Source organism: Pseudomonas sp. S2_C03, assembly GCF_054668405.1.
Genome location: NZ_CP162766.1, coordinates 2,063,076 through 2,082,210, shown reverse-complemented (window position 1 = coordinate 2,082,210; position 19,135 = coordinate 2,063,076). Strand labels below are relative to the sequence as shown.

The window sequence follows — 19,135 nt, the reverse complement described above, 5'->3', positions numbered from 1 at the left end:
GTCTGACCAATAAGGCGTATAACCTCTGAAGTGAAATTGAACGGCCTCACATGGAGTAAAAACATGACCACAGAACATATCCTTGGCAACCTGTTTCCCGACTCCAGCGACATTCCGGAAAAGTACCGTCTCAGCGGCCCGACCGAGCAGCGCGAATACCTGGTCGATGGCCAGCTCAAGACGTGGTCGGGCGCCCTCGCCCAGGTGCGCAGCCCGGTGTACCTCACTGGCGAGAACGGCGATGAACAAGTGATTCTCGGCAGCACCCCGTTGCTCGATGCCGACACCGCACTGACCGCCCTCGACGCCGCCGTGCGCGCGTATGACAGTGGCCAGGGCCTATGGCCAACCATGCGTGTGGCCGAGCGCATCCAGCATGTCGAAACCTTCCTCGCCCGCATGCGCGAACAGCGCGACGCCGTGGTCAAGTTGCTGATGTGGGAAATCGGCAAGAACCTCAAGGACTCGGAAAAGGAATTCGACCGGACCTGCGACTACATCGTCGACACCATCAACGCGCTGAAAGAACTCGACCGCCGCTCCAGCCGCTTCGAGCTGGAACAGGACACCCTCGGCCAGATCCGCCGCGTGCCGCTGGGCGTGGCCCTGTGCATGGGCCCTTACAACTACCCGCTGAACGAAACCTTCACCACGCTGATTCCAGCATTGATCATGGGCAACACCGTGGTCTTCAAACCGGCCAAGCTCGGCGTGCTGCTCATTCGGCCGCTGCTGGAAGCCTTCCGCGACAGCTTCCCGGCCGGGGTGATCAACGTGATCTACGGCAGCGGTCGCGAAACCGTCAGCGCCCTGATGGCCAGCGGCAAGATCGACATCTTCGCGTTCATCGGCACCAACAAGGCCGCCAGTGACCTGAAAAAACTCCACCCCAAACCGCACCGCCTGCGCGCCGCCCTGGGACTGGATGCGAAGAACCCCGGCATCGTGCTGCCGGAGGTGGACCTGGACAACGCCGTGAGCGAGGCCGTCACCGGTTCGTTGTCGTTCAATGGCCAGCGTTGCACCGCGCTGAAAATCCTCTTCGTCCATGAAGACGTGGTCGAGTCATTCATCGAAAAATTCAACGCCAAACTCGCCACCCTCAAACCCGGCATGCCTTGGGAAAGCGGTGTGGCCCTGACGCCGTTGCCGGAGGCAAGCAAGGTCGATTACCTGCACGGGCTGGTGGCCGATGCCATCGACAAGGGCGCCCGCGTGGTCAATCCAAACGGTGGCGAGTCGCGCGCGTCATTTTTCTACCCGGCGGTTCTGTACCCGGTGACGCCGCAGATGCGCGTCTACCAGGAAGAACAGTTCGGCCCGGTGGTGCCGATCGTGCCGTACAGGCATCTGGACACGGTGATCGACTACGTACTGGAGTCGGACTTCGGCCAGCAATTGAGTATCTTCGGCACCAACCCGGTGGCGGTCGGCCGGCTGGTGGACACCTTCGCCAACCAGGTCGGACGGATCAACCTCAACGCTCAGTGCCAGCGCGGTCCGGACACCTACCCCTTCAACGGGCGCAAGAACTCGGCCGAGGGCACATTGTCGGTACATGATGCGTTGCGCGTGTTCTCGATCCGTACGCTGGTGGCGACCAAGTTCCAGGAGAACAACAAGGAACTGATCAGCGACATCATCAGCGGGCGCAACTCAAGCTTCCTGACCACCGATTATATTTTCTGAGGAGCACAACCTGAGTACGTCCATAACCCAACGACTGCCACCCTTGGTGCGCCGGGTATTGCGTCCGCTGCTGGACCCGTACCGGCGCTACCGCCATGCCAAATTGATCCACGCGGTGCGCGTGTCGCTGGGGTTGTTGGCGACGATCCTGCTGACCACCGGTATCAACCTACCCCACGGCGAGTGGGCGTCGGTGACCATGCTGGTGGTGATTGGCGGCTTGCAACACCACGGCAACATCGGCAAGAAAGCCGCCGAACGTGCGATCGGCACCCTGCTCGGCGCGTCTATCGGCCTGCTGCTGGTGGTGCAACAGGCCTGGCTCGGCCTGCCGTGGCTGACCTATTTCGCCATGGCGGTGATTTGCGGTTTTTTCTCCTACCACGCCATCGGCAAGGGCGGATACACGGCGCTGTTGGCGGCAATCACCGTGTTCATCGTCGCCGGGCATGGCGACAATCCGGTCTCCGATGGCTTGTGGCGCGGGGTGGACATCTTGATCGGGATAGGCCTGGCCCTGGCGTTTTCCTTCGCCCTGCCCCTGTATGCGGTTTATTCCTGGCGCTACAACCTGGCCGATGCCCTGCGCGATTGCGCGACGATCTATGGGCGCATCATCAGTGGCCAACCTGTCACTGATGACGAGCACGTGAGGCTGATGAATCGCTTGAACGTGGTGATGGTGCAATTGCGTTCGCTGATGCCCTCGGTGTCCAAGGAAGTGAAGATTTCCATGAATGAGCTCGACGCCATCCAGCGTCACTTGCGCCTGTGTGTCAGCACGCTGGAGATCCTCGCCAACACCCGACCCGATGCCAACGACCCGAACGCCATGGCCCATCTGCAAACGGCGCTGAAAGCGGAGCATCGACTGATCCGCGTGCAACTGGTCGGCATGGCCCGGGCACTGAAATCCGGGGCCTTCCAGCGTTTGTCTCGTCCGATTGAGCCGCCGGCGGACGCGAGCCTGGATACGCAGGTCGATCATCCGCTGGACGGCTACCGCTTGCTGAGCCGTCAGATGGCCAACAATATCGGCGAGATGCGCCAACGCCTGGCCAAGACTGCGCCGCGCTGGAGCATCTGAGGTCACAGGGTGACGGCGCGCCGAAACTTCAGGCTCCAACCCTGCTGCATGCCGGCGGCGGCCAGCAGAATTGCCGCCACCCCGATCCATTGCAGCATTTGGAGTTGATGACCGAAGGCAAACCAGTCAACGAAGATCGCCGCAATCGGATAGATGAATGACAACGCGCCGGTCAGTGCGGTCGGCAGCTTCTGGATCGCGCCGTATAGCAGCACATACATCACGCCGGTGTGCACAACGCCGAGGGTTACCAGGCTGGCCCATGCGCTTGGTGCTTGCGGCAACGCGGAGAAATGCGCGAACGGCGCCAGCAACAACACGCCAGTGCTGACTTGGACCAGGGCAATCAAGTGCGGCGGCGTGCCGGTCAGGCGCTTGATGATCAAGGCAGCAATCGCGTAAAGGAACGCCGCGCCCAACGCCAGGGCAATGCCCACCAGGTAATCACTGCCGGCCTCGCCCTGCTGGCCGTGGGCACTGACGATCGCCAGCATCCCCAGAAACGAAACGCCCAGCCAGGTCAGCTTCTGCAGGGTAATTTTTTCGTTCAAAAACAGCGCCGCCAATCCCACCAGCATGAACGGCTGGACGTTGTACACCGCCGTGCCGATGGCAATCGAGGCGCGCGAGTAGGAAGCGAACAACAACACCCAGTTCCCCACAATCGCCACACCGCTGAGCACCGCCAGCAGGAACGTGGTGCGGGTCAGAATGCCCGGACGCAGGAAGCCGAATGCCGCGCAGATGAGCAACAAGGTGCCGGCACCGAACAGGCAACGCCAGAACACCACATCCAGCACCGGCTGGCCGGACACCAGCACAAACCAGCCAATAGTCCCGGAGATCAGCATGGCGGCGGTCATTTCGAATGATCCGCGACGTAGGTTGTTGTCCATCATCAGGCTCCTGTGTGTGAGCCTAAAGTATGCCGATTGGGCGCTGGGCTTCTCCAGAGCAAAAAGAAGGCTAAAATCTGGCTCTGCCTTTCTTATGAAGGCTATTTCGATTAATTGCCTTACAGGAATTGAGACATGACCGACGACATCGACCAAGTGCTGATTGCGGCCCTCATGGAAGACTCACGGCGCTCGCTCAAGGCCTTGGCAAGCATCAGCGGTCTATCTTCGCCCAGCGTAGCCGAGCGTTTGCGCCGCCTTGAAGAACGTGGCGTGCTCAAGGGTTATACCGTGGAGATCGACCCTAAATGCTTCGGCTATCAACTCCAGGCCATCGTGCGCATCCGCCCCCTGCCCGGCCAGTTGCACGAAGTGGAGCGGCAGATTCAGGCCATCCCCGAGTTCACCGAGTGCGACAAGGTCACCGGCGACGACTGCTTCATCGCTCGCCTGCACGTGCGCTCGATGGAACAACTGGACACCCTCCTCGACCGCCTCAACAGCCACGCCGAAACCAATACCGCCATCGTCAAGAAAACACCGGTCAAACGGCGCTTGCCACCGATGGCGTGAGTTTCGGTGTAAATCGCAGGCAAGAAAAAACCCGCCGAAGCGGGTTTTTTCACTCATGAACGATGATCAATCGTCGCGGCTCATGATGCCGAAGATCTGCAACAGGCTGATGAACAGGTTGTAGATCGATACATACAGGCTGATGGTCGCCATGATGTAGTTACGCTCGCCGCCGTGAATGATGGCGCTGGTCTGGAACAGAATGCAGACCGACGAGAACAGCACGAAACCTGCGCTGATCGCCAGTTGCAGGCCGCTGATCTGGAAGAAGAAGCTCGCGACCACAGCGCCCAGCAACACGAAGAAACCAGCAGTGATGAAACCACTGAGGAAGCTCATGTCCTTGCGGGAAATCAGCACGTAGGCGGACAGACCGCCAAATACCAGTGCCGTCATCGCAAATGCCGAGCTGACCACTTCCGCGCCGCCCTGCATGCCCAGGTAACGGTTGAGGATCGGGCCGAGCAGGAAACCCATGAAACCGGTCAGGGCAAACGCCGACACCAGGCCCCACGCGGAATCACGGAGTTTGTTGGTGAGGAAGAAAAGGCCGTAGAAGCCGATCAGCACCACGAAAATATTCGGGTAGCCAACACGCATCTGCTGTGCGACATACGCCATCACACCGCTGAAAGCGAGGGTCAGGGCCAGCAAGCCGTAAGTGTTGCGCAGGACGCGGCTAACCTCTAGCTGCTCAGCCTGCACGCTGTTATTAACTGCGTAATCCTGTTCGCGCATGGCGACACTCCTGTTGGTTTGAAACGTTCAGTCGCAAAGATCATAACAGACGCTCTGTAACAAGCTATGGAGAGAGTTTGACAGTGTGTTTCATTCAGGTATTATGGCGCCCGCAACAGATCTGGAGGTGTGGCCGAGTGGTTTAAGGCAACGGTCTTGAAAACCGTCGACTGTAACAGGTCCATGAGTTCGAATCCCATCGCCTCCGCCATATTTGCACTGAAAGGCCCCATTTTATGGGGCCTTTTTGCTTTCTGGGCTTTCTGTTCCCCCATCTGTTCCCCCACTTTGAATTTCTGCCGCAATGATCGGTTGTGGACCCTGAAAAGGTGGACTGCCGCCTCCTAATAGCACAGGGTTTGAAAATCATAATCCGGCCCTCACTTAGCAGAACAGCTGAAATCTGTTTCCAAAGCGTCTTCAGCACTCCCCCATTCGCGACTTTTTGACTACCCGAACGCTCATTAAGGTCAGCTCACAACCAACCTCAGCCTATTGAGACCGGTACTACAGGGCGATTTTTCGATTGCCGAGAATGTCAGATCCTGGCTGAAATCCGCCTGTCGCGAAGGGGCCGCTCTAAGCCAAAAACGCGCAAAATATTCTGATTCAAAGTCCCACGTGTAGTGGTCAACTAATCACGGACACGACGTTAAGTTTTTTCTCGGCCTGAGCTGGGGCCAGTCCGTTGTTGAATTGGTGCGGTCTAATCCAGTTGTACCGATGCATCAGGTAATGACTGATGTCGCGGTGCGCTTCTTGAGCTGTCATGTAGCCCACGGTCGGTATCCATTCAGTTTTCAAGCTGCGAAACACACGCTCCTTCGGCGCATTATCCCAACAGTTTCCGCGACGGCTCATGCTTTGGCGCATGCGGTAACGCCAGAGCCGTTGGCGAAACTGGCGAAACTGGCGACTGCCATATTGGGCGCCCTGATCCGAGTGAAACAGCAGCCCTTGAGGCCTGCCGCGCTGTTCGTAAGCCATGTCCAACGCCTTGATGACCAGATCCGCATCCGGCTTGTTTGACAGCGCCCAACCCACAATTCGGCATGCGTAGAGATCCAGAACGACAGCCAGGTAATGCCATTTCCATTGAACCCAGATGTAAGTGATGCCGCCACACCAGACTTGATTCGGCGCCGGCACATCAAACTCTCGATTCAAGATGTTCGGAATGTCAGGCCGCTCAACCGTCGCCTGTTTGTAGGCATGTGATCCAGGTTGTTTGCTAACCAACTCCAGCTCCCGCATCAGGCCACGCAGCTTGAACCGCCCGATTTGCTCACCGTCTTCCTGCATCATCGACACGATGCTGCGGCTACCGGCAGCGCTTCGCCTTTGCGTAAACAGTTCGTTGACCCGACTGCGCAACCGAAGCCGCTCAACGTCCGGAGTTCGGAGCCTGAGGCGGTGGGAGTAGTAACACGAGCGAGTAATGTCAAAGACTGTGCAAAGCCAATCGACCGGCTCTTGGGCGCTCAGTTGATCAATCAGCGCGGGCGCTCGTGCTCTTCCGACATCAAGAGCGCGGTAGCCTTTTTTAAAATGGATTTCTCCGTTCAAGGCGAGCGATTCGAGCTTCCAATTCCTGGATTTTCTGCTGCTCAGGCGTCAGCGCCTTACTCTGCGGAGTAACGCCGTTGCGCTCCCGCTGGAGTTGATTAACCCAGCGAGGCAACGCGGACTCGACCACCCCAAGCGAGCGGCTGGCTTCGATATGGCTATAGCCTTGATCGAGCACGAGGCCTGCGGCCTCGCGTTTGAATTCAGCGGAAAAGGAACGACGTTGCTTGGTCATCAGACACCTCTATCTGGCGAGCATTCTCGCCTAAATGGGTGTCCGGTTTCATTAGACCACTACAGGCAGGCTACAAGACGGTTGGAGATGGGGTCGTCGCCTTGGCACCTGCTCAACACAACCGCCCTACCTCAACGCCCACCCAAATCTCGACAGTCAGCGCAGGTTCAATCGTTGGCAACCGTAACAGCCATGTTTATCACCTGGCTGAAGGCTGCCCGGGTTATTCGCAGGTGGCGCTGAAAAATCAAATTGCATTCGGTTCCGAGTCCGAAGCGCAAGCAGCGGGATATCGCAAAGCGGGTAACTGCAGATAGAAAGGTGAGGACGACCTCGACTAGGTAGACAGCCATGATCGGCGTTTTACCAAAGAGCGAAATCAATGAGCTGTTGGCGATGGCGCAAGCAGACGGTCTGACGCTGACCGACCTTGCCCGCATTTGCCAAGCGTTCAACATTGCACCCAAACAAGTCCTGAACGAGCTATCTGTTGCGGTTGCAGGAGGCTATTTAGATGGCTCGCTAGCCTACGAATTCTGTGACGATGTCATGAACGGGATCATCAATGCCGTAGTTGAAGTGAGCATGACTGAGGACATCCCTCAGCCCGCCTTTTTGCTTTATCAAGCTTTCGATCAAGGTGAATGGCTGCGCAGTGACGACCCACTTGGTACTGACACCGGTGAGAATTACACGAAGCCCTTGGTCGTGAAAATCATGCAAACCCTCAAAGGCTAGCTCACAGATCGACTGATCACTTTATCCCGTTTGGGCGTCTGCAATTGGCCGAAAGGCGCTGTTCCATGCAAACACTTCAGAGCCGATCCGGTAAGACTTCAAGGCTCACATGGGACGCCACGCGGGGCAGCGGCGGACATCACAAAAAAGCAGATCTACGTCAGATTTGTTGAGCCAAAACGCGAGGATCATCCGGTTTCCAGAGCGAGCATTACGATCGTCTACCATTCGAAAACGTCGTGGCGGTGTCTCTCGTTGACTGGCAAAGCTATCACTATGAAAACGCGCCAGGCGCTTGCGAACTGCTAGAGAGCGACCCCTTCTCTACTGAGACTATCAGCCTCAGCGGCGCAACCGATATCGACGCTCTGGGGCCAGCGACTCTGATTGCTCAGCCTCAGGCTCAGAGATACCCTTTCTTCTGCTTACAGATAGGCGCGGCCAACAAATCATGTCTAATTTCTATTCCATTCAAATCACGCCAGAAAGACCATTACCGGCCTTCTATTGCATTGCTGAACATCTATGGGGAACCGGATGTGATGTAGACTCTGACGGTGACTGCGCAGGTTCAGATGATCGCAAATGGACGGAACTGACATTGTCGCTTCGAGGCACATCAGGAGAACGTATCGACATTGACCCGCTCTCGCTCATGCCTCTTACCCTCATAATCCGTTCATCGCACGTCATCCTCTGCCAAAGAGCGGCCGACTACATCGTATCTGTTTCCGGCGGCACTATCGGCGCAGCTGTTAACGTCAAGAAGGTATGAGTGCGGGGAAACGAGGCTTAAAGATTTCCGGCAGGTGAAGAACCTATAAGTGAGCCCCCTTAGTGTTTTTACACACTCTGGGCCAGAAGCAGTCGTTCACAGAAGGCAGCTTTCGGCTCAGCGCTGCCGGTTGCCACTGACAGGCAATGGCCGACAGCTAGCGGTCATGGACGGTAGGAACCGCCCCTTTGCAACCGCCGGGCAAAGAGCAAGCATTTCCAAATAGTTGCCCTATTGTCTCAAGGGCAACTCACGCGGATATACGCCCCGCTACCAGTCGGTCAGAAATAAAACCTGTCGTCGGCTGGTTCCTGATGGCGATATGGGACATTTCTCTGTAAATTCCACGCGCAGGCAGGTGTCAATTTGCCATCGTCGAAAAAATAGACCGGCAAGGAGCCGTCATGCAGAAAACGTTTCGCCTAACCGCACTCAGCTGCGCATTCCTTACGGTAGCCGGATGCAGCGGTCAGCAAGTGCAGGGTTTTAAAGACTCCGTAAATACCATTGGCAAAGACTACGGCATGCCTGTGCTCTGCGGAGTTGGGATTATTGCTGGCGGCGCAGCCGGATACGCTCTGAAAGGTAAGGATGGGGCACTTGTTGGCGCTGCAGCTGGCGGCGCAATTGGCTGCGCCTTGGGCTATGTCTGGCAGTCCCGTCTTCAAGAGCTGGACCGCATCGCTAAAGAAGAAAACCTTAAAATCACTACCGAGCAGCTGACTGTCGCTTCCAGCGCTGTAGTTACCGCCGTGCCGAAAGAGGCTGGCCTAGTCACCCAGATCGAAGACAGCGGCATGTTTGCCACAGACTCTGACCAGCTCACCGAAAACGGCAAGCGTGCAGTCAGCAAGCTGGCGCAGATGTACTCCAGGCCCAGCACTACCGACCAGAAAGCCGCCGCCAAACAGCTTCAAGAGCGTCGCCTGCTCGTGGTTGGCCACAGCGATGCTACCGGTAACGCTGAGCACAACCAAAAGCTGTCCGAGCGTCGTGCTAGAACTGTGGGCAATGTGCTGATGCAAGCCGGCATCCCCGCCACCGTGATCTACTACCAGGGTGCTGGATCCTCTCGCCCAATCGCCGACAACAGCGATCCGTTTGTGCGTGGCCAGAACCGCCGCGTAGAAATCGTCGAACTGGCCAACGAGCAAGCGCTGGTCATGCGTGCCCAGGCTGAGGCCGGCAACACCAAGTACCTGCAATACGGCACATCCCCGACCGTCAAGCCAAGTACAGCCGTCACCCAGACCGTTAAGTCTTCTGGCTCCGCAAACGCTCCGGTGGCCACTCAGAAGCCTGCATCTGGGACTGCAGTCGCTAGCACCAGCAATGCCCAGAAGCTGGTTACCAAGGCTAAGCCTGCTGTCGATTTCGCCGGCAAGCCGGCGGATGCATATAACTGGTCCATGGCCCATAACATCGAGCCCAAGAGAAGTGGCTTTGCGCTGATCAGCTCCGCACACGCCAAAGAAATGCCAATCGCAAGCTGCGAAGCTGACATGCCTCGTAACGCCGGTGATGTCCTGAGCATGGCTGATGACAAGCCTCTGCAGCGTCATGCGACGAAGGACTACCTCCCGGGGTACAACAACCGCGTGTGGGCCAACACTGTAAACGGTCATCTGGTCACGGTGTCGCCTGTTTCGATCCTGCGCGAAAACGCGCAAGTTGATCGCCAGCCGATTTTGCAGGTCGTCAAAGACTACGACCAAAACAGCAAGAACAAAGCGCAAACGATCAAGGCCGTGGCCAACACCTACGAAGGCGAGAGCCAAGTGCTGTACCGCGTATTCGCCAACGATGCCAAGGCATCGGTTTCCTGCATGGATCTCGTGTTCAGCAAGGGTAACGCCAAGGTTACCGAGGGCGCCCTGTTCTATGCCGCCGGTTCAGATGCCTACGTGGCGCCGTACCTGCCAATTCCTGCCACCAAATAAAGCAAGTCACGGAAGGCCTAAATGGAAGACTTATCTCTAGCTGCACTCAAATCACTGATCCTTGCCAACCAATTGCTGACCACCGGCATCATCTCGCTGCTCGTGAGTGCCGTGGTCATCTGGAAGTACTGGGAACAGGTTTCCTACTTCCTGATCCGCGTATGGCATAGCTTCCCCCTGATCGGTACTGTCGCTCGCCTGTCGCGCAAGCCGTCCTCGGTCGATAGCGATGGCTGGATCAACCACGAAGTTACTCTGGCTGGCGTGTACTACCGCGAGCACAAAAAGTACATGAAGGGCCCGGAGGCCTACAACGCCTCCCTCGACTACCTCGCCAAGGCCGGTGAAGCCGGCCGCTCTCCCCGCCCGGCATGGGTTCTGTTCCTGGTAGTTGGGCTGGTCCTGATCGAGGCGATGGGTTTTGCCTACGTGCTCGCAGGATGGATGAACATGGATGCCTCTACCAATGACCGTCACCTGCTGACAGCTGGTACCGCAATCCTGCTGGCAGTGGCATCGGCGATTTTTGCTGAGGCCGCCGGCCATACCGTGCATCACAACACCTTGATTGCCCGTGCACGCCACTGGTGGCAGGGCGAAGAGCCGAGCAAGCGCTCCCGCTCCCTGAAGGCCAACAAGGCAATCAACCTGGAAGATTCGTTCTCCGATAGCAACAGCCTTGACTATGAGCAACTGCTGGCTCGCGTGAAGGACGTTAACTCCAACGTGTCCCGCAAGTTCCTTTGGCTGATCATCTGCGGTGTCTTCGTCGCCTGCATGGCCATTGGAGCCTTCGTAGTTCGCTCCGCCACTCTGGATAGCATCGAGACCGAGATGGTCAACAGCATGCGTACGGAGGCCTCCGCTCAGAGCGGCAGCAACGTTGGCTCGCCGTTTGACCTGCCGGCAGAGTCCCAGGCCATCAACGATGAAACTCAGGACGCCACTATCGATGACAAGATGACGGCCATCCGCCAGGCCAGCCTGACCACTTACGTCATGCTGTCCCTAATCTACATCGCCATCCAAGGCATCAGTATCTGGCTGGCCAGCAAGTACCACTTCGCCGGTACCCATTCCCACACCGCATGGCGCCTGACTCATGAGTACGCCACTGCCGAGGAAATGATGGACGCCATGGATCAGCATCGTACTGCCATCGCCAGCCATGCAGACGATAAGCTGCGCCGACTCCAGACGGCACTATCCAGTCGCGACCATACTAACTCTGGCGTGCTCGGTGCCCTGGAAGGCGAGAATTCGGCCCACCGAAATTTCTTGGCCTACGTTGAGTACAAGGCTGGCAAGGTATCCCAGAAAGCTGCTGCACAGCCTGCACCTGTAACTCCGGTGGCTCAGGTAGCTCAGGTTGAAGCCACGGCCTCTTCGGCTGTAGCAGCTACCGCCCCAGCACCTACTGCTGAGCCGGGCACCGCTATCAAGGCCTCTGACTTCCATGATGTCACCGGCCTACCCGAGGAAAGCCTTGCTGCTGCCAGCCGTGCTCTGAATGTCAACGAAGCTCAGCTACGTGATATTCGAGAGCAGCAGCAGGCTCTGAAGGCCCTGGGTCTGTTCCCGGCCAACAAAGAGGTAACACTGTCGTGAGAGCTGCCAAGGCTTTGATCCTGGCGCTGGCGCTGCCTTGTGCAGCGTTGGCAGCCGAACGGAATGACCTGCAGAGCTGCTACGACCGGAACGGCCTCACCGAGATCAAGCCGGCTGGTACCGGGCGCGAGCTGGTGGTCATTATCGACCAGACCATCCCTATGCCCGAGGATTTGCAGCGCAGCAGTTGGGGACAGGTTGACCGGTTCGTTCAGGCTGGTGACCGCGTGAAGCTATACACCTTTTCGGCATTCTTGCCAGGCGAGTATCTGCGCCTGACTTATTCCGCTGAGTTGGACATGCCGCTCGAAGGCGAAATCCGTGACGACGTGAACATGCGCAAGCTGCGTGGCCTGGATCAGTGCATGACAACACAGAAGAAGGCGTTCCAAGCTGGCTTCGGCAAGCAGTTCGTCAACGGCCTGCGTCAAGCACGGGAGGATATCCCGAAGAGCGAAATCATGAATTCCCTGCGTAAAGTGGGCGAGGACATGCAGCGCGAACAGGATGTAAATGATCGCGTGGTTTACCTGATCTCGGACATGCTTGAGCACTCAGACTACACAAGCTTCTACGCCTCCAACCAGATCAAGCAGCTCAACGTGAGCAACGAGCTCAAGCTCGCGCAAAGCAAAGGGCTTTTCGCTGATCTGCAGGGCGCTCGTGTCTACGTTTCGGGTGCCGGCCTTGTCACCGATTCGGTGAAGCACGCCTACCGCTCGGGCAAGACCATGGACGCGCTCAATCAATTCTGGTCTCAGTACCTGAGTGCCTCGAACGCGACTCTGGCTGGATTCGGGACACCGAGTTTAAGCACTGATCTTCGCTGAGATTGATGGCTGAAAATGCGCTTTTACCAGCATTTCAATACTGCTAAAAGCGCAAATTCGACAAGAAGTGCAACACAACTGAAAAGGATAACTTATGGGCGTCTGTGACAGGCAAGTCCTGGTCGAAAGACGTCAACGCAAATAACAGTGACGGCTAAACTGATCAACTCGGATTCACTCAATCAGCTTGGAAGCATGACGATCAAATGGATTTCATTCTGGACATACTAGCGCACCGCATCGGTGTTTATGTGCTGAGCTTGTTAAGCGGAGGTCGCTTCAAGGGCGTAAGCGGTTTTGCTTGGGGCTGCGCAGTGGCAGTAGGCGGATTGATTATGTTGGGGTCAATCGCCGCTCTGATCACCGCACTCATTTATAGCAACCAGCATGTTACGGGGGCCTCGTAGAGGACTAGAGATAAGGCCATGACCTTGAGTTGAAAAGTCAGCCTCGTTGTAGGCTTGACCGGACGCAACCAATCGCATCGAGAAAATCCGCTGCTCGAAAAAACGGCCTACCCGACTCCTCGTGTGTGTGCTGCGCACGACGTTCAAAGCTATCCATAGCGTGAACTTCATCGACTGGGTACCTTCCAGCCTTTACGATACTTCGCCAAGAGCCGAGCCAATGCCTCGGTCTCCCCTGGCGCTTGTTTGAAGAAATCTCTGATACGACAAGCATGCCCGTCATTGATCGAGCCTAAATGGCGTCGACCATAAGCGCAAAAAGGACTGAGCGTGAACACCACCAACGACTGGCTGAACAAACTGAAGCACAAATTAGCGCCCTCTTCCTCGTGGGCGGATCAACGACGCTACGAGGCGCTGCAGTTGCTGGCGAACATTGAAGGTGACTGCAATTGGGCAGCAATGACTGCCCACCAAAATGGCTTCATTCGGGAAGTCGCTGTCAGGGAACTGTGCAGCCACCCCTCCCCTGAAGCATTGGTCGCTTTGATTGAAAGGCTTAATGACTGGGTGCCACAGATTCGCGATCTCGCGGGGGCGGGGTTGAAACAGTACCTTTCTGCGACGCATGCTCAGGCATTACTGTCAGCGCTGGTGCCCTTGATGGCGCTGGCCTCACGCAGCAGGGCTGACCACGGCCCAACACTGCTGGCTGTGCGAGCAGTACTGCAATCGCCCGGCATCCGCCAGGCTGTCCATGAAGACTTCCTCACACGTCAAGGCAAAGCCGCCCGCTACCTGTTTGCACTGTTGCTCCAGGGCAACACCGACCCTCAACTGCTAGTACGCAGCGCCCTTGCCCATAGAGAGTTGACCGTAAGACTGTTAGCCGTGTCCGCCTGCAAGGAACTGCCGGCTGAGCAAGCTCGCACGTTGCTCCATGAAGCCTTACCCCGACCAGGGGCCAAAGTCCGAGTGTGCATACTGCGGGCGCTGCTGCCATTACTCGATGACCCCAAGCCCGTATTGCGCGAGTCATTGATCGACATCTCTGCCTCGATACGTGCGTTCGCGCGCTGGGCGGCCCCCAAGAACGGACTCGATGCACATGATGTTCTCGCTGCGCAATTGAACCAGGCGCTGCCCACAGCGAAGCGGGGCTGGCTGGGCACTCTTGGCTTGACTGCGGAGCTGAATGCTGTCCTCCCAAGTTCGTGGCATAAGGCTGCTCTGCGCTCTGTTTACCCCACCGTGCGACTGGCTGCCGTGCACCTTCTTCGGGAAGACCAACTGCGGGAGATGTTCAACGCACTTGATGATCCGTGCGACCAAGTGTTTTTTGCCGCGATCGCTCGATTGAACGAACAGCCTTGCAACTCGATAAAGTCAGAACTGAATACCCAATTGAGTCGTGACTGGCCCAGCCTGCCAGTGGCACGTGGACAAGCGGTCCTGCGGCTGCTCCCGGGATGGCAGCAACTGGCATACCTGCTCAATCGCTTGGACACAGAACAAACATTGCAGGCTTTCTGGCGCCGCCAAGTGAACATGTGGCGTGACCGGCAGTATCTGATGATCGACCCCGTTACGCCAAAAGCCGAACGTGAAGCCTTGGCGAAGAGGCTCCAGAAGCTGGAGCCGCTACTTGGTCAGTGGTCTATGTGAATGAAGCTCGGGACCGACCGCGGTTCCTTTCTTCAATAACCCGACATCGCAGTGCTCTACGCAATCGCGCTGAAGTCTGATGTGATCAATCCTGATCAACTGATTACTTGTCTCGGCCCGCTCCAAAGAATCGAAACCAGCTGCGCGATTGCTTGGCCGGTGCATGTGTACGGTGCGTGGTGGGCCCCTCAGGACGCAATAGATCACCTGGATAATGTGGATGCCCCAAACACTGACTGTCATCCAATGAAAAAGCCTGAACGACGGCCACAGCTTCAATGCACCAACGCCCAAAATAGCTGCCCGCCTCCAGCGGGTGCTTTTCAGGATCACCGTAGTGATACCACCACGGTTGTTGCTTGCCCCGGCGGTTAAGCTCCGGGTACCAAGCGTCGACGAACATCTGCAGCTTGCCACCCGCAAGGTCTTTCGGCGCATCAATAGCTTCGAGCAGCCGGGCGTATGGTTTTGGATGCAATAGAGCACTCCCTATGACACGGGTGGGCTCACGGCTGGCAATAACCCTGTCCAGCAATACGTCGGCACCCTCTTCACCAATCAGGGCCACCAGTCGACGCCATTGCTCGTCAGGAACACGCAAGACCAGCGCCAGTCCCACCAACCAGAAACACCAGATGTAGTGATCGAGATCGGCAAGATCGAACGTCCAGTCGCGGCAGGTTTTCAGATTGCTTTCAGCGCACACGCTTTCCGCCAAACGATTAGATAGCTCCCAGGTATCCACCAACTGCGCAAATGATTGGCCTAGCTCAGCAACCGGATCGCCCTGGGAGTAGCGGCGCAAGGTCAAACGTAAAATGTCTTTTGATAGATCAAAAGAAAATTGCGGGTCATAGACCGGATTCTTTGAGGGCTCAGACAAGAGCCTCTGCGCTTTCTCTATCCAGCTTAGATCTTTCGCGACCCGCTCGCGCCAGTAGACAGGCCCTGCCACTGAGTCTCGAGTCATAGTTGTGCTCCTGCAGATAATGAAGCCTGTGCATTTAGGTCCCCCTTACAATTTGGAGCTTCATTCAAGTAATCAGGAGGCAAATCACGAGGCCTAGTATTGTGCACCCAGGTCATGCACTCGCATACATAGAATGTGTGGCCCACATTGACAGTCAGGTTGTAGGTCACCAGTACCCACTGGGTATCGTATGAACCTTATTCGTCCCAGGTAACGACCCCATATCCCGCTCATAGAGTGGCCCTGTGGCCACATACACCGCATCAACACCCTCAACCTTACTCAGACTCCGCTCCTGATCCTCCAACCGCGCCCAGGCGCCTTCACATTGTTGATATGGCGACTTCAAACTTGAATCAGGCAAAGAGCACTGATCATTCACGCGTACACGCAGGTGTTGGAAAACATTGCCTATCGTACCGAAAATGCTTGCGCCACGGCGTGCACTGGCAGACGTTTCCTAGCTGCTGGTCGTACCGTTGCTCGATGGTTGCACTCTAATGGATGTACTTGGTCGGCGGCTGCGGGGTGAATGAACCAGGCGACCTTTGGGGCACCCGTTTTATGGCGTGAGCAATAGATAAATCCCTTTTACACCGCAGGGACACTCGTCACGAGGCTGATAGTTTTTACATCTCCGACGTCAAAAATGTGACAGACTTATTCTGTCGCCAACTCTCACGCAAAATGACCTACCCACCTACAGCCTAATCTTCAAACTCCACCCACTCATACCGATCACCGTCTTTTATTTCTTCGCTAGCTCCAGGCACGTATTGACCATACTCAATGACAGAAGCGCTAGAGAGGCTTGGCTCGCCTCGTACACGGTTAATAAACCGAAAATACATTTCTCGAATTCCTTCGGGAAGTTCCGGCTCCAGACCACCCATCATAAGCCATACATTGTATGGTTCATCCATGCAGGGGAAGTCCAAAATTTCAACCAACATATTATTAATAAACGGCATTAGTTTTTTTGATACGAGTATCGAATCTCCTCCGCAGGGTCTGCAACCATAATATAATTCATCAATGCTTCACCTTCCCTCCGAAGCGCCTTGCGATCAATTTCAGTCAACCGCCCATCCTTATTTCTTCTAACCAGCTTTCTCACATCACCCTCCTTTTAATAAACACTAATCTCCCAACAAATTCAGCCGATGTAAACAGTGATCGATTTGGAACGATTACTTCCAACACAGCTCCACTGCGTCACGCCTTTTACAGAGTTTTTTCGTAACCGCAATTGTACTTTGAAAACCGTAGCTGTATCCCTCAGTGTGATTTGATAAATATCAAACGAACTGGCACTCACTGTACTAGGAGGCAATCCGAATAGCGCACCCAATTGAGAGGAGTTTTTCATTTAGGCATTTAGGGCTGATACGGTTGTCCAATAACGAGTCGTCGCGGACTGAGATGTTCCGATTGGTACAATTTTAACTAGCTTATCACTCGATATTGATTGTTTGCGCTGGTGGAACGTTAGCCCCTGACTCTAGAAATCCATTGGCGTACCGTTGCGCCTGTTCAAGAGGCATAGCGCTGGCTTGCAATCCTGCCCAGCCGGACACCCAACTGCACAGTGATCAATCACTACAGGCGCCGCTACCAGGGAATCAGGTTGATCTACCGGAATGTCGAACAACTCTTCGACTCGATCAATCATGGTTTTGGTGCTCTCGACCTCGGCCGTTCGATGAGCCGGTGTGGGTTCTACATCCATGATCACGCCATGCTCGACATCAATCAGGTAGTTCGTGGAATAGGCGAAAAACGCTGAGCCACCCGGGGCGGCCGTCCAACGGGCTAAAGGATCAGTCAGCGATAAGCGCTTGGGAAGAGCTTCAGCGAGCGCCTCCTCATCGAGTGCTTCGAGGTATTCACGGACAGCACGAGTGCTCAGAGACGGGTCGCGCAGTTGATCTCTTCATCGTTAGACGCTCCACGTTGCCAACTCGCGTCCGCCTTGATGATGCTGGCGTCCACGGCAAAGCCTTCGCCCTTGACCAGACCCGCGTCCATGCAGCGATGCAGCACTTCATCAAAAAACCAGCGAAACAGATCGCTGTCCCGGAAACGGCCGTGTCGATTCTTGGAAAACGTAGAGTGATTAGGCACTTCATCCTCAAGGCTCAACCGGCAGAACCAGCGATACGCCAAGTTCAAATGAGCCTCTTCACACAAGCGCCGTTCGGAGCGAATGCCATAGCAACAGCCCACGACTAGCATGCGGATCATCAGTTCAAGATCAATCGAAGGACGCCCAATAGGGCTATAGAAATCGGCGAGGTAGTGGCGCAGGTCGCTCAGATCGAGGCACCGATCAATGCTGCGCAGAAGATGGTTTTTTGGGATGTGGTCTTCAAGGTTGAACGAGTAAAACAGCTGATCCTGCCCACTCGATAACTGCCCCATCATGCTGCGTACTCTCCCGCTGGCCGATGGAGTGATTTTGCCGCAGATCAGTCCATGGAGCTACTCAGGGAATCAGTTAACCTTGGGAGCGGTTCCCCGCGCAATCAGCAGCGAGCGCTCAATCATTTCAACGGTGATGTATGGGACGAACCCCAGCCTTTCGCCCTTTTTAAAGCTTTTTTTGTAATCCTCTAACTGATCGACATCTTGCGCAATTGCTAGTGCAGCTAGATGCCTGAGTGGCATTGCTCCTTTGGCGTCTGTAGGTAAAGACCTGTAGAGCGCCAGACTCGCATCTATATCTTGATTCTGAGCCCAAGATAGCGCCCTGTCAGATAGCTCGACTACATCGTCAGCGCCAATGGTCTCTAACTTCTGGGGCGTTTCGTTGCTTACGATGACAGGTGAAAAATATTTTCCCTCCCCAATGATGAACGCGACAGCATCCGAAAACGCTGTCGAGGAGATGGAGGGCGTGAACGAAACTCTAAAATGATCCGAGCGCTTCCCTATAGTCGGTCGGATGATACTGGTTTCTTAGGCTCTCAAGCGGGCGCTTTCTAGCCAACCTGCTTTAGCTGGTCGCGCGCTATAGATCTGCAGGAGACCTACTTTTTCAACAGAATCGGCCAAAAGCAGCCATCTGGGTTAAACGCTATCCGGAATACACTTAGGCTTCGACGTTAAACCTGCTCAAAAACGCGGCACCATCCGTGACACCAAGAATCTGATCGATCGCAGCGATTTTCATGATTGTGTGACCAAGATGGAAATCAGCGTTGCTGTACGCAGCCTCAGCCTCATTGTGGAGTGCATACGCCATGTGAGCCGCGATACGGACGCTCATTGGGGCATCTACTTCGCTGCCCAGGTAATCAGCAAGCAATGTCTTGATCTCAAGTAGCCCAAGCGCGAGTAGCCTAGTCTGGTCAGACTGCATAAACGAGCTCTCAGTATCAAAGCGAGTGTGCAAGGGGCTCGCGGGGTTAAATAAACT

16 protein-coding genes, 1 tRNA gene and 3 pseudogenes are annotated in these 19,135 nt (G+C 55.9%); 11 read left to right on the top strand and 9 right to left on the bottom strand.

Translation table 11 applies throughout. The features are described from left to right. Positions 1 to 63: 63 nt before the first annotated feature. Together AB4N64_RS09555 and AB4N64_RS09550 are read left to right on the top strand one after the other, a co-directional pair. Positions 64 to 1,689, top strand: coding sequence for an NADP-dependent glyceraldehyde-3-phosphate dehydrogenase (locus AB4N64_RS09555; RefSeq protein ID WP_460124650.1), 1,626 nt, complete (start codon positions 64 to 66; stop codon positions 1,687 to 1,689). A gap of 67 nt (positions 1,690 to 1,756) precedes the next feature. Beyond that, positions 1,757 to 2,776, top strand: coding sequence for an FUSC family protein (locus AB4N64_RS09550; RefSeq protein ID WP_460126690.1), 1,020 nt, complete (start codon positions 1,757 to 1,759; stop codon positions 2,774 to 2,776). A 2-nt stretch (positions 2,777 to 2,778) separates the two neighbouring features. On the opposite strand, the gene AB4N64_RS09545 is transcribed toward AB4N64_RS09550, so the two are convergent. After that, positions 2,779 to 3,672, bottom strand: a complete 894-nt coding sequence (locus AB4N64_RS09545; protein ID WP_460124648.1) for a DMT family transporter — start codon at positions 3,670 to 3,672, stop codon at positions 2,779 to 2,781. Between the two features lie 135 nt (positions 3,673 to 3,807). On the opposite strand from AB4N64_RS09545, the gene AB4N64_RS09540 reads away from it, so the two are divergent. After that, positions 3,808 to 4,245, top strand: coding sequence for an Lrp/AsnC family transcriptional regulator (locus AB4N64_RS09540; RefSeq protein WP_460124645.1), 438 nt, complete (start codon positions 3,808 to 3,810; stop codon positions 4,243 to 4,245). 66 nt (positions 4,246 to 4,311) lie between these two features. On the opposite strand, the gene AB4N64_RS09535 is transcribed toward AB4N64_RS09540, so the two are convergent. Beyond that, positions 4,312 to 4,983 carry a Bax inhibitor-1/YccA family protein gene (locus AB4N64_RS09535; RefSeq protein ID WP_064677351.1) on the bottom strand — a complete coding sequence of 224 codons (672 nt, stop codon included), beginning with the start codon at positions 4,981 to 4,983 and terminating at the stop codon, positions 4,312 to 4,314. 123 nt (positions 4,984 to 5,106) lie between these two features. Here AB4N64_RS09535 and AB4N64_RS09530 point away from each other — a divergent pair. After that, a tRNA-Ser gene (locus AB4N64_RS09530) sits at positions 5,107 to 5,194 on the top strand. Between the two features lie 419 nt (positions 5,195 to 5,613). Here the strand turns inward: AB4N64_RS09530 and AB4N64_RS09525 are convergent. Then, a protein-coding gene (locus tag AB4N64_RS09525) for an IS3 family transposase (RefSeq protein WP_460124642.1) occupies positions 5,614 to 6,784 on the bottom strand; the annotation gives its coding sequence in 2 pieces (ribosomal slippage) (positions 5,614 to 6,532 and positions 6,531 to 6,784; 1,173 coding nt in all). 53 nt (positions 6,785 to 6,837) lie between these two features. Between AB4N64_RS09525 and AB4N64_RS09520 the strand changes: the two are divergent. From AB4N64_RS09520 to AB4N64_RS09490, 7 genes and pseudogenes are all read left to right on the top strand, one after another. After that, positions 6,838 to 7,101: pseudogene (locus AB4N64_RS09520) on the top strand (sunset domain-containing protein); the annotation flags it as partial. A gap of 34 nt (positions 7,102 to 7,135) precedes the next feature. Then, entirely contained in the window at positions 7,136 to 7,522 is a 387-nt protein-coding gene (locus AB4N64_RS09515; RefSeq protein WP_460124639.1) for a hypothetical protein, read from the top strand. Between the two features lie 451 nt (positions 7,523 to 7,973). Continuing rightward, positions 7,974 to 8,297, top strand: a complete 324-nt coding sequence (locus AB4N64_RS09510; protein WP_460124636.1) for a hypothetical protein — start codon at positions 7,974 to 7,976, stop codon at positions 8,295 to 8,297. A gap of 404 nt (positions 8,298 to 8,701) precedes the next feature. Further along, positions 8,702 to 10,237, top strand: coding sequence for an OmpA family protein (locus tag AB4N64_RS09505; protein WP_460124633.1), 1,536 nt, complete (start codon positions 8,702 to 8,704; stop codon positions 10,235 to 10,237). 21 nt (positions 10,238 to 10,258) lie between these two features. Then, positions 10,259 to 11,845: a hypothetical protein gene (locus tag AB4N64_RS09500; protein ID WP_460124630.1), complete on the top strand. Its 1,587-nt coding sequence runs from the start codon at positions 10,259 to 10,261 to the stop codon at positions 11,843 to 11,845. Continuing rightward, entirely contained in the window at positions 11,842 to 12,675 is an 834-nt protein-coding gene (locus tag AB4N64_RS09495) for a hypothetical protein (protein WP_460124629.1), read from the top strand. The genes AB4N64_RS09500 and AB4N64_RS09495 overlap by 4 nt, the downstream gene beginning before the upstream one ends. 737 nt (positions 12,676 to 13,412) lie before the next feature. After that, the gene (locus AB4N64_RS09490) at positions 13,413 to 14,747 is read left to right on the top strand and encodes a PBS lyase (RefSeq protein WP_460124626.1); all 1,335 of its coding nucleotides are present in this window, start codon (positions 13,413 to 13,415) and stop codon (positions 14,745 to 14,747) included. Positions 14,748 to 14,850: 103 nt separating this feature from the next. Here the strand turns inward: AB4N64_RS09490 and AB4N64_RS09485 are convergent, their stop codons facing one another. The 6 genes and pseudogenes from AB4N64_RS09485 to AB4N64_RS09460 form a co-directional block, all read right to left on the bottom strand. Then, complete coding sequence (locus AB4N64_RS09485) at positions 14,851 to 15,717, bottom strand: PoNe immunity protein domain-containing protein (RefSeq protein WP_460124623.1); 867 nt, start codon at positions 15,715 to 15,717, stop codon at positions 14,851 to 14,853. A 169-nt stretch (positions 15,718 to 15,886) separates the two neighbouring features. Continuing rightward, positions 15,887 to 16,042: pseudogene (locus AB4N64_RS09480) on the bottom strand (DNA/RNA non-specific endonuclease); the annotation flags it as partial. Positions 16,043 to 16,424: 382 nt separating this feature from the next. Beyond that, entirely contained in the window at positions 16,425 to 16,640 is a 216-nt protein-coding gene (locus tag AB4N64_RS09475; protein ID WP_460124620.1) for a hypothetical protein, read from the bottom strand. Positions 16,641 to 17,356: 716 nt separating this feature from the next. Then, positions 17,357 to 18,141: pseudogene (locus AB4N64_RS09470) on the bottom strand (transposase); the annotation flags it as partial. Between the two features lie 69 nt (positions 18,142 to 18,210). Beyond that, positions 18,211 to 18,651 carry a DUF6990 domain-containing protein gene (locus AB4N64_RS09465; protein WP_460126688.1) on the bottom strand — a complete coding sequence of 147 codons (441 nt, stop codon included), beginning with the start codon at positions 18,649 to 18,651 and terminating at the stop codon, positions 18,211 to 18,213. A gap of 157 nt (positions 18,652 to 18,808) precedes the next feature. Further along, the gene (locus AB4N64_RS09460; RefSeq protein WP_460124617.1) at positions 18,809 to 19,078 is read right to left on the bottom strand and encodes a hypothetical protein; all 270 of its coding nucleotides are present in this window, start codon (positions 19,076 to 19,078) and stop codon (positions 18,809 to 18,811) included. Positions 19,079 to 19,135 lie beyond the last annotated feature (57 nt).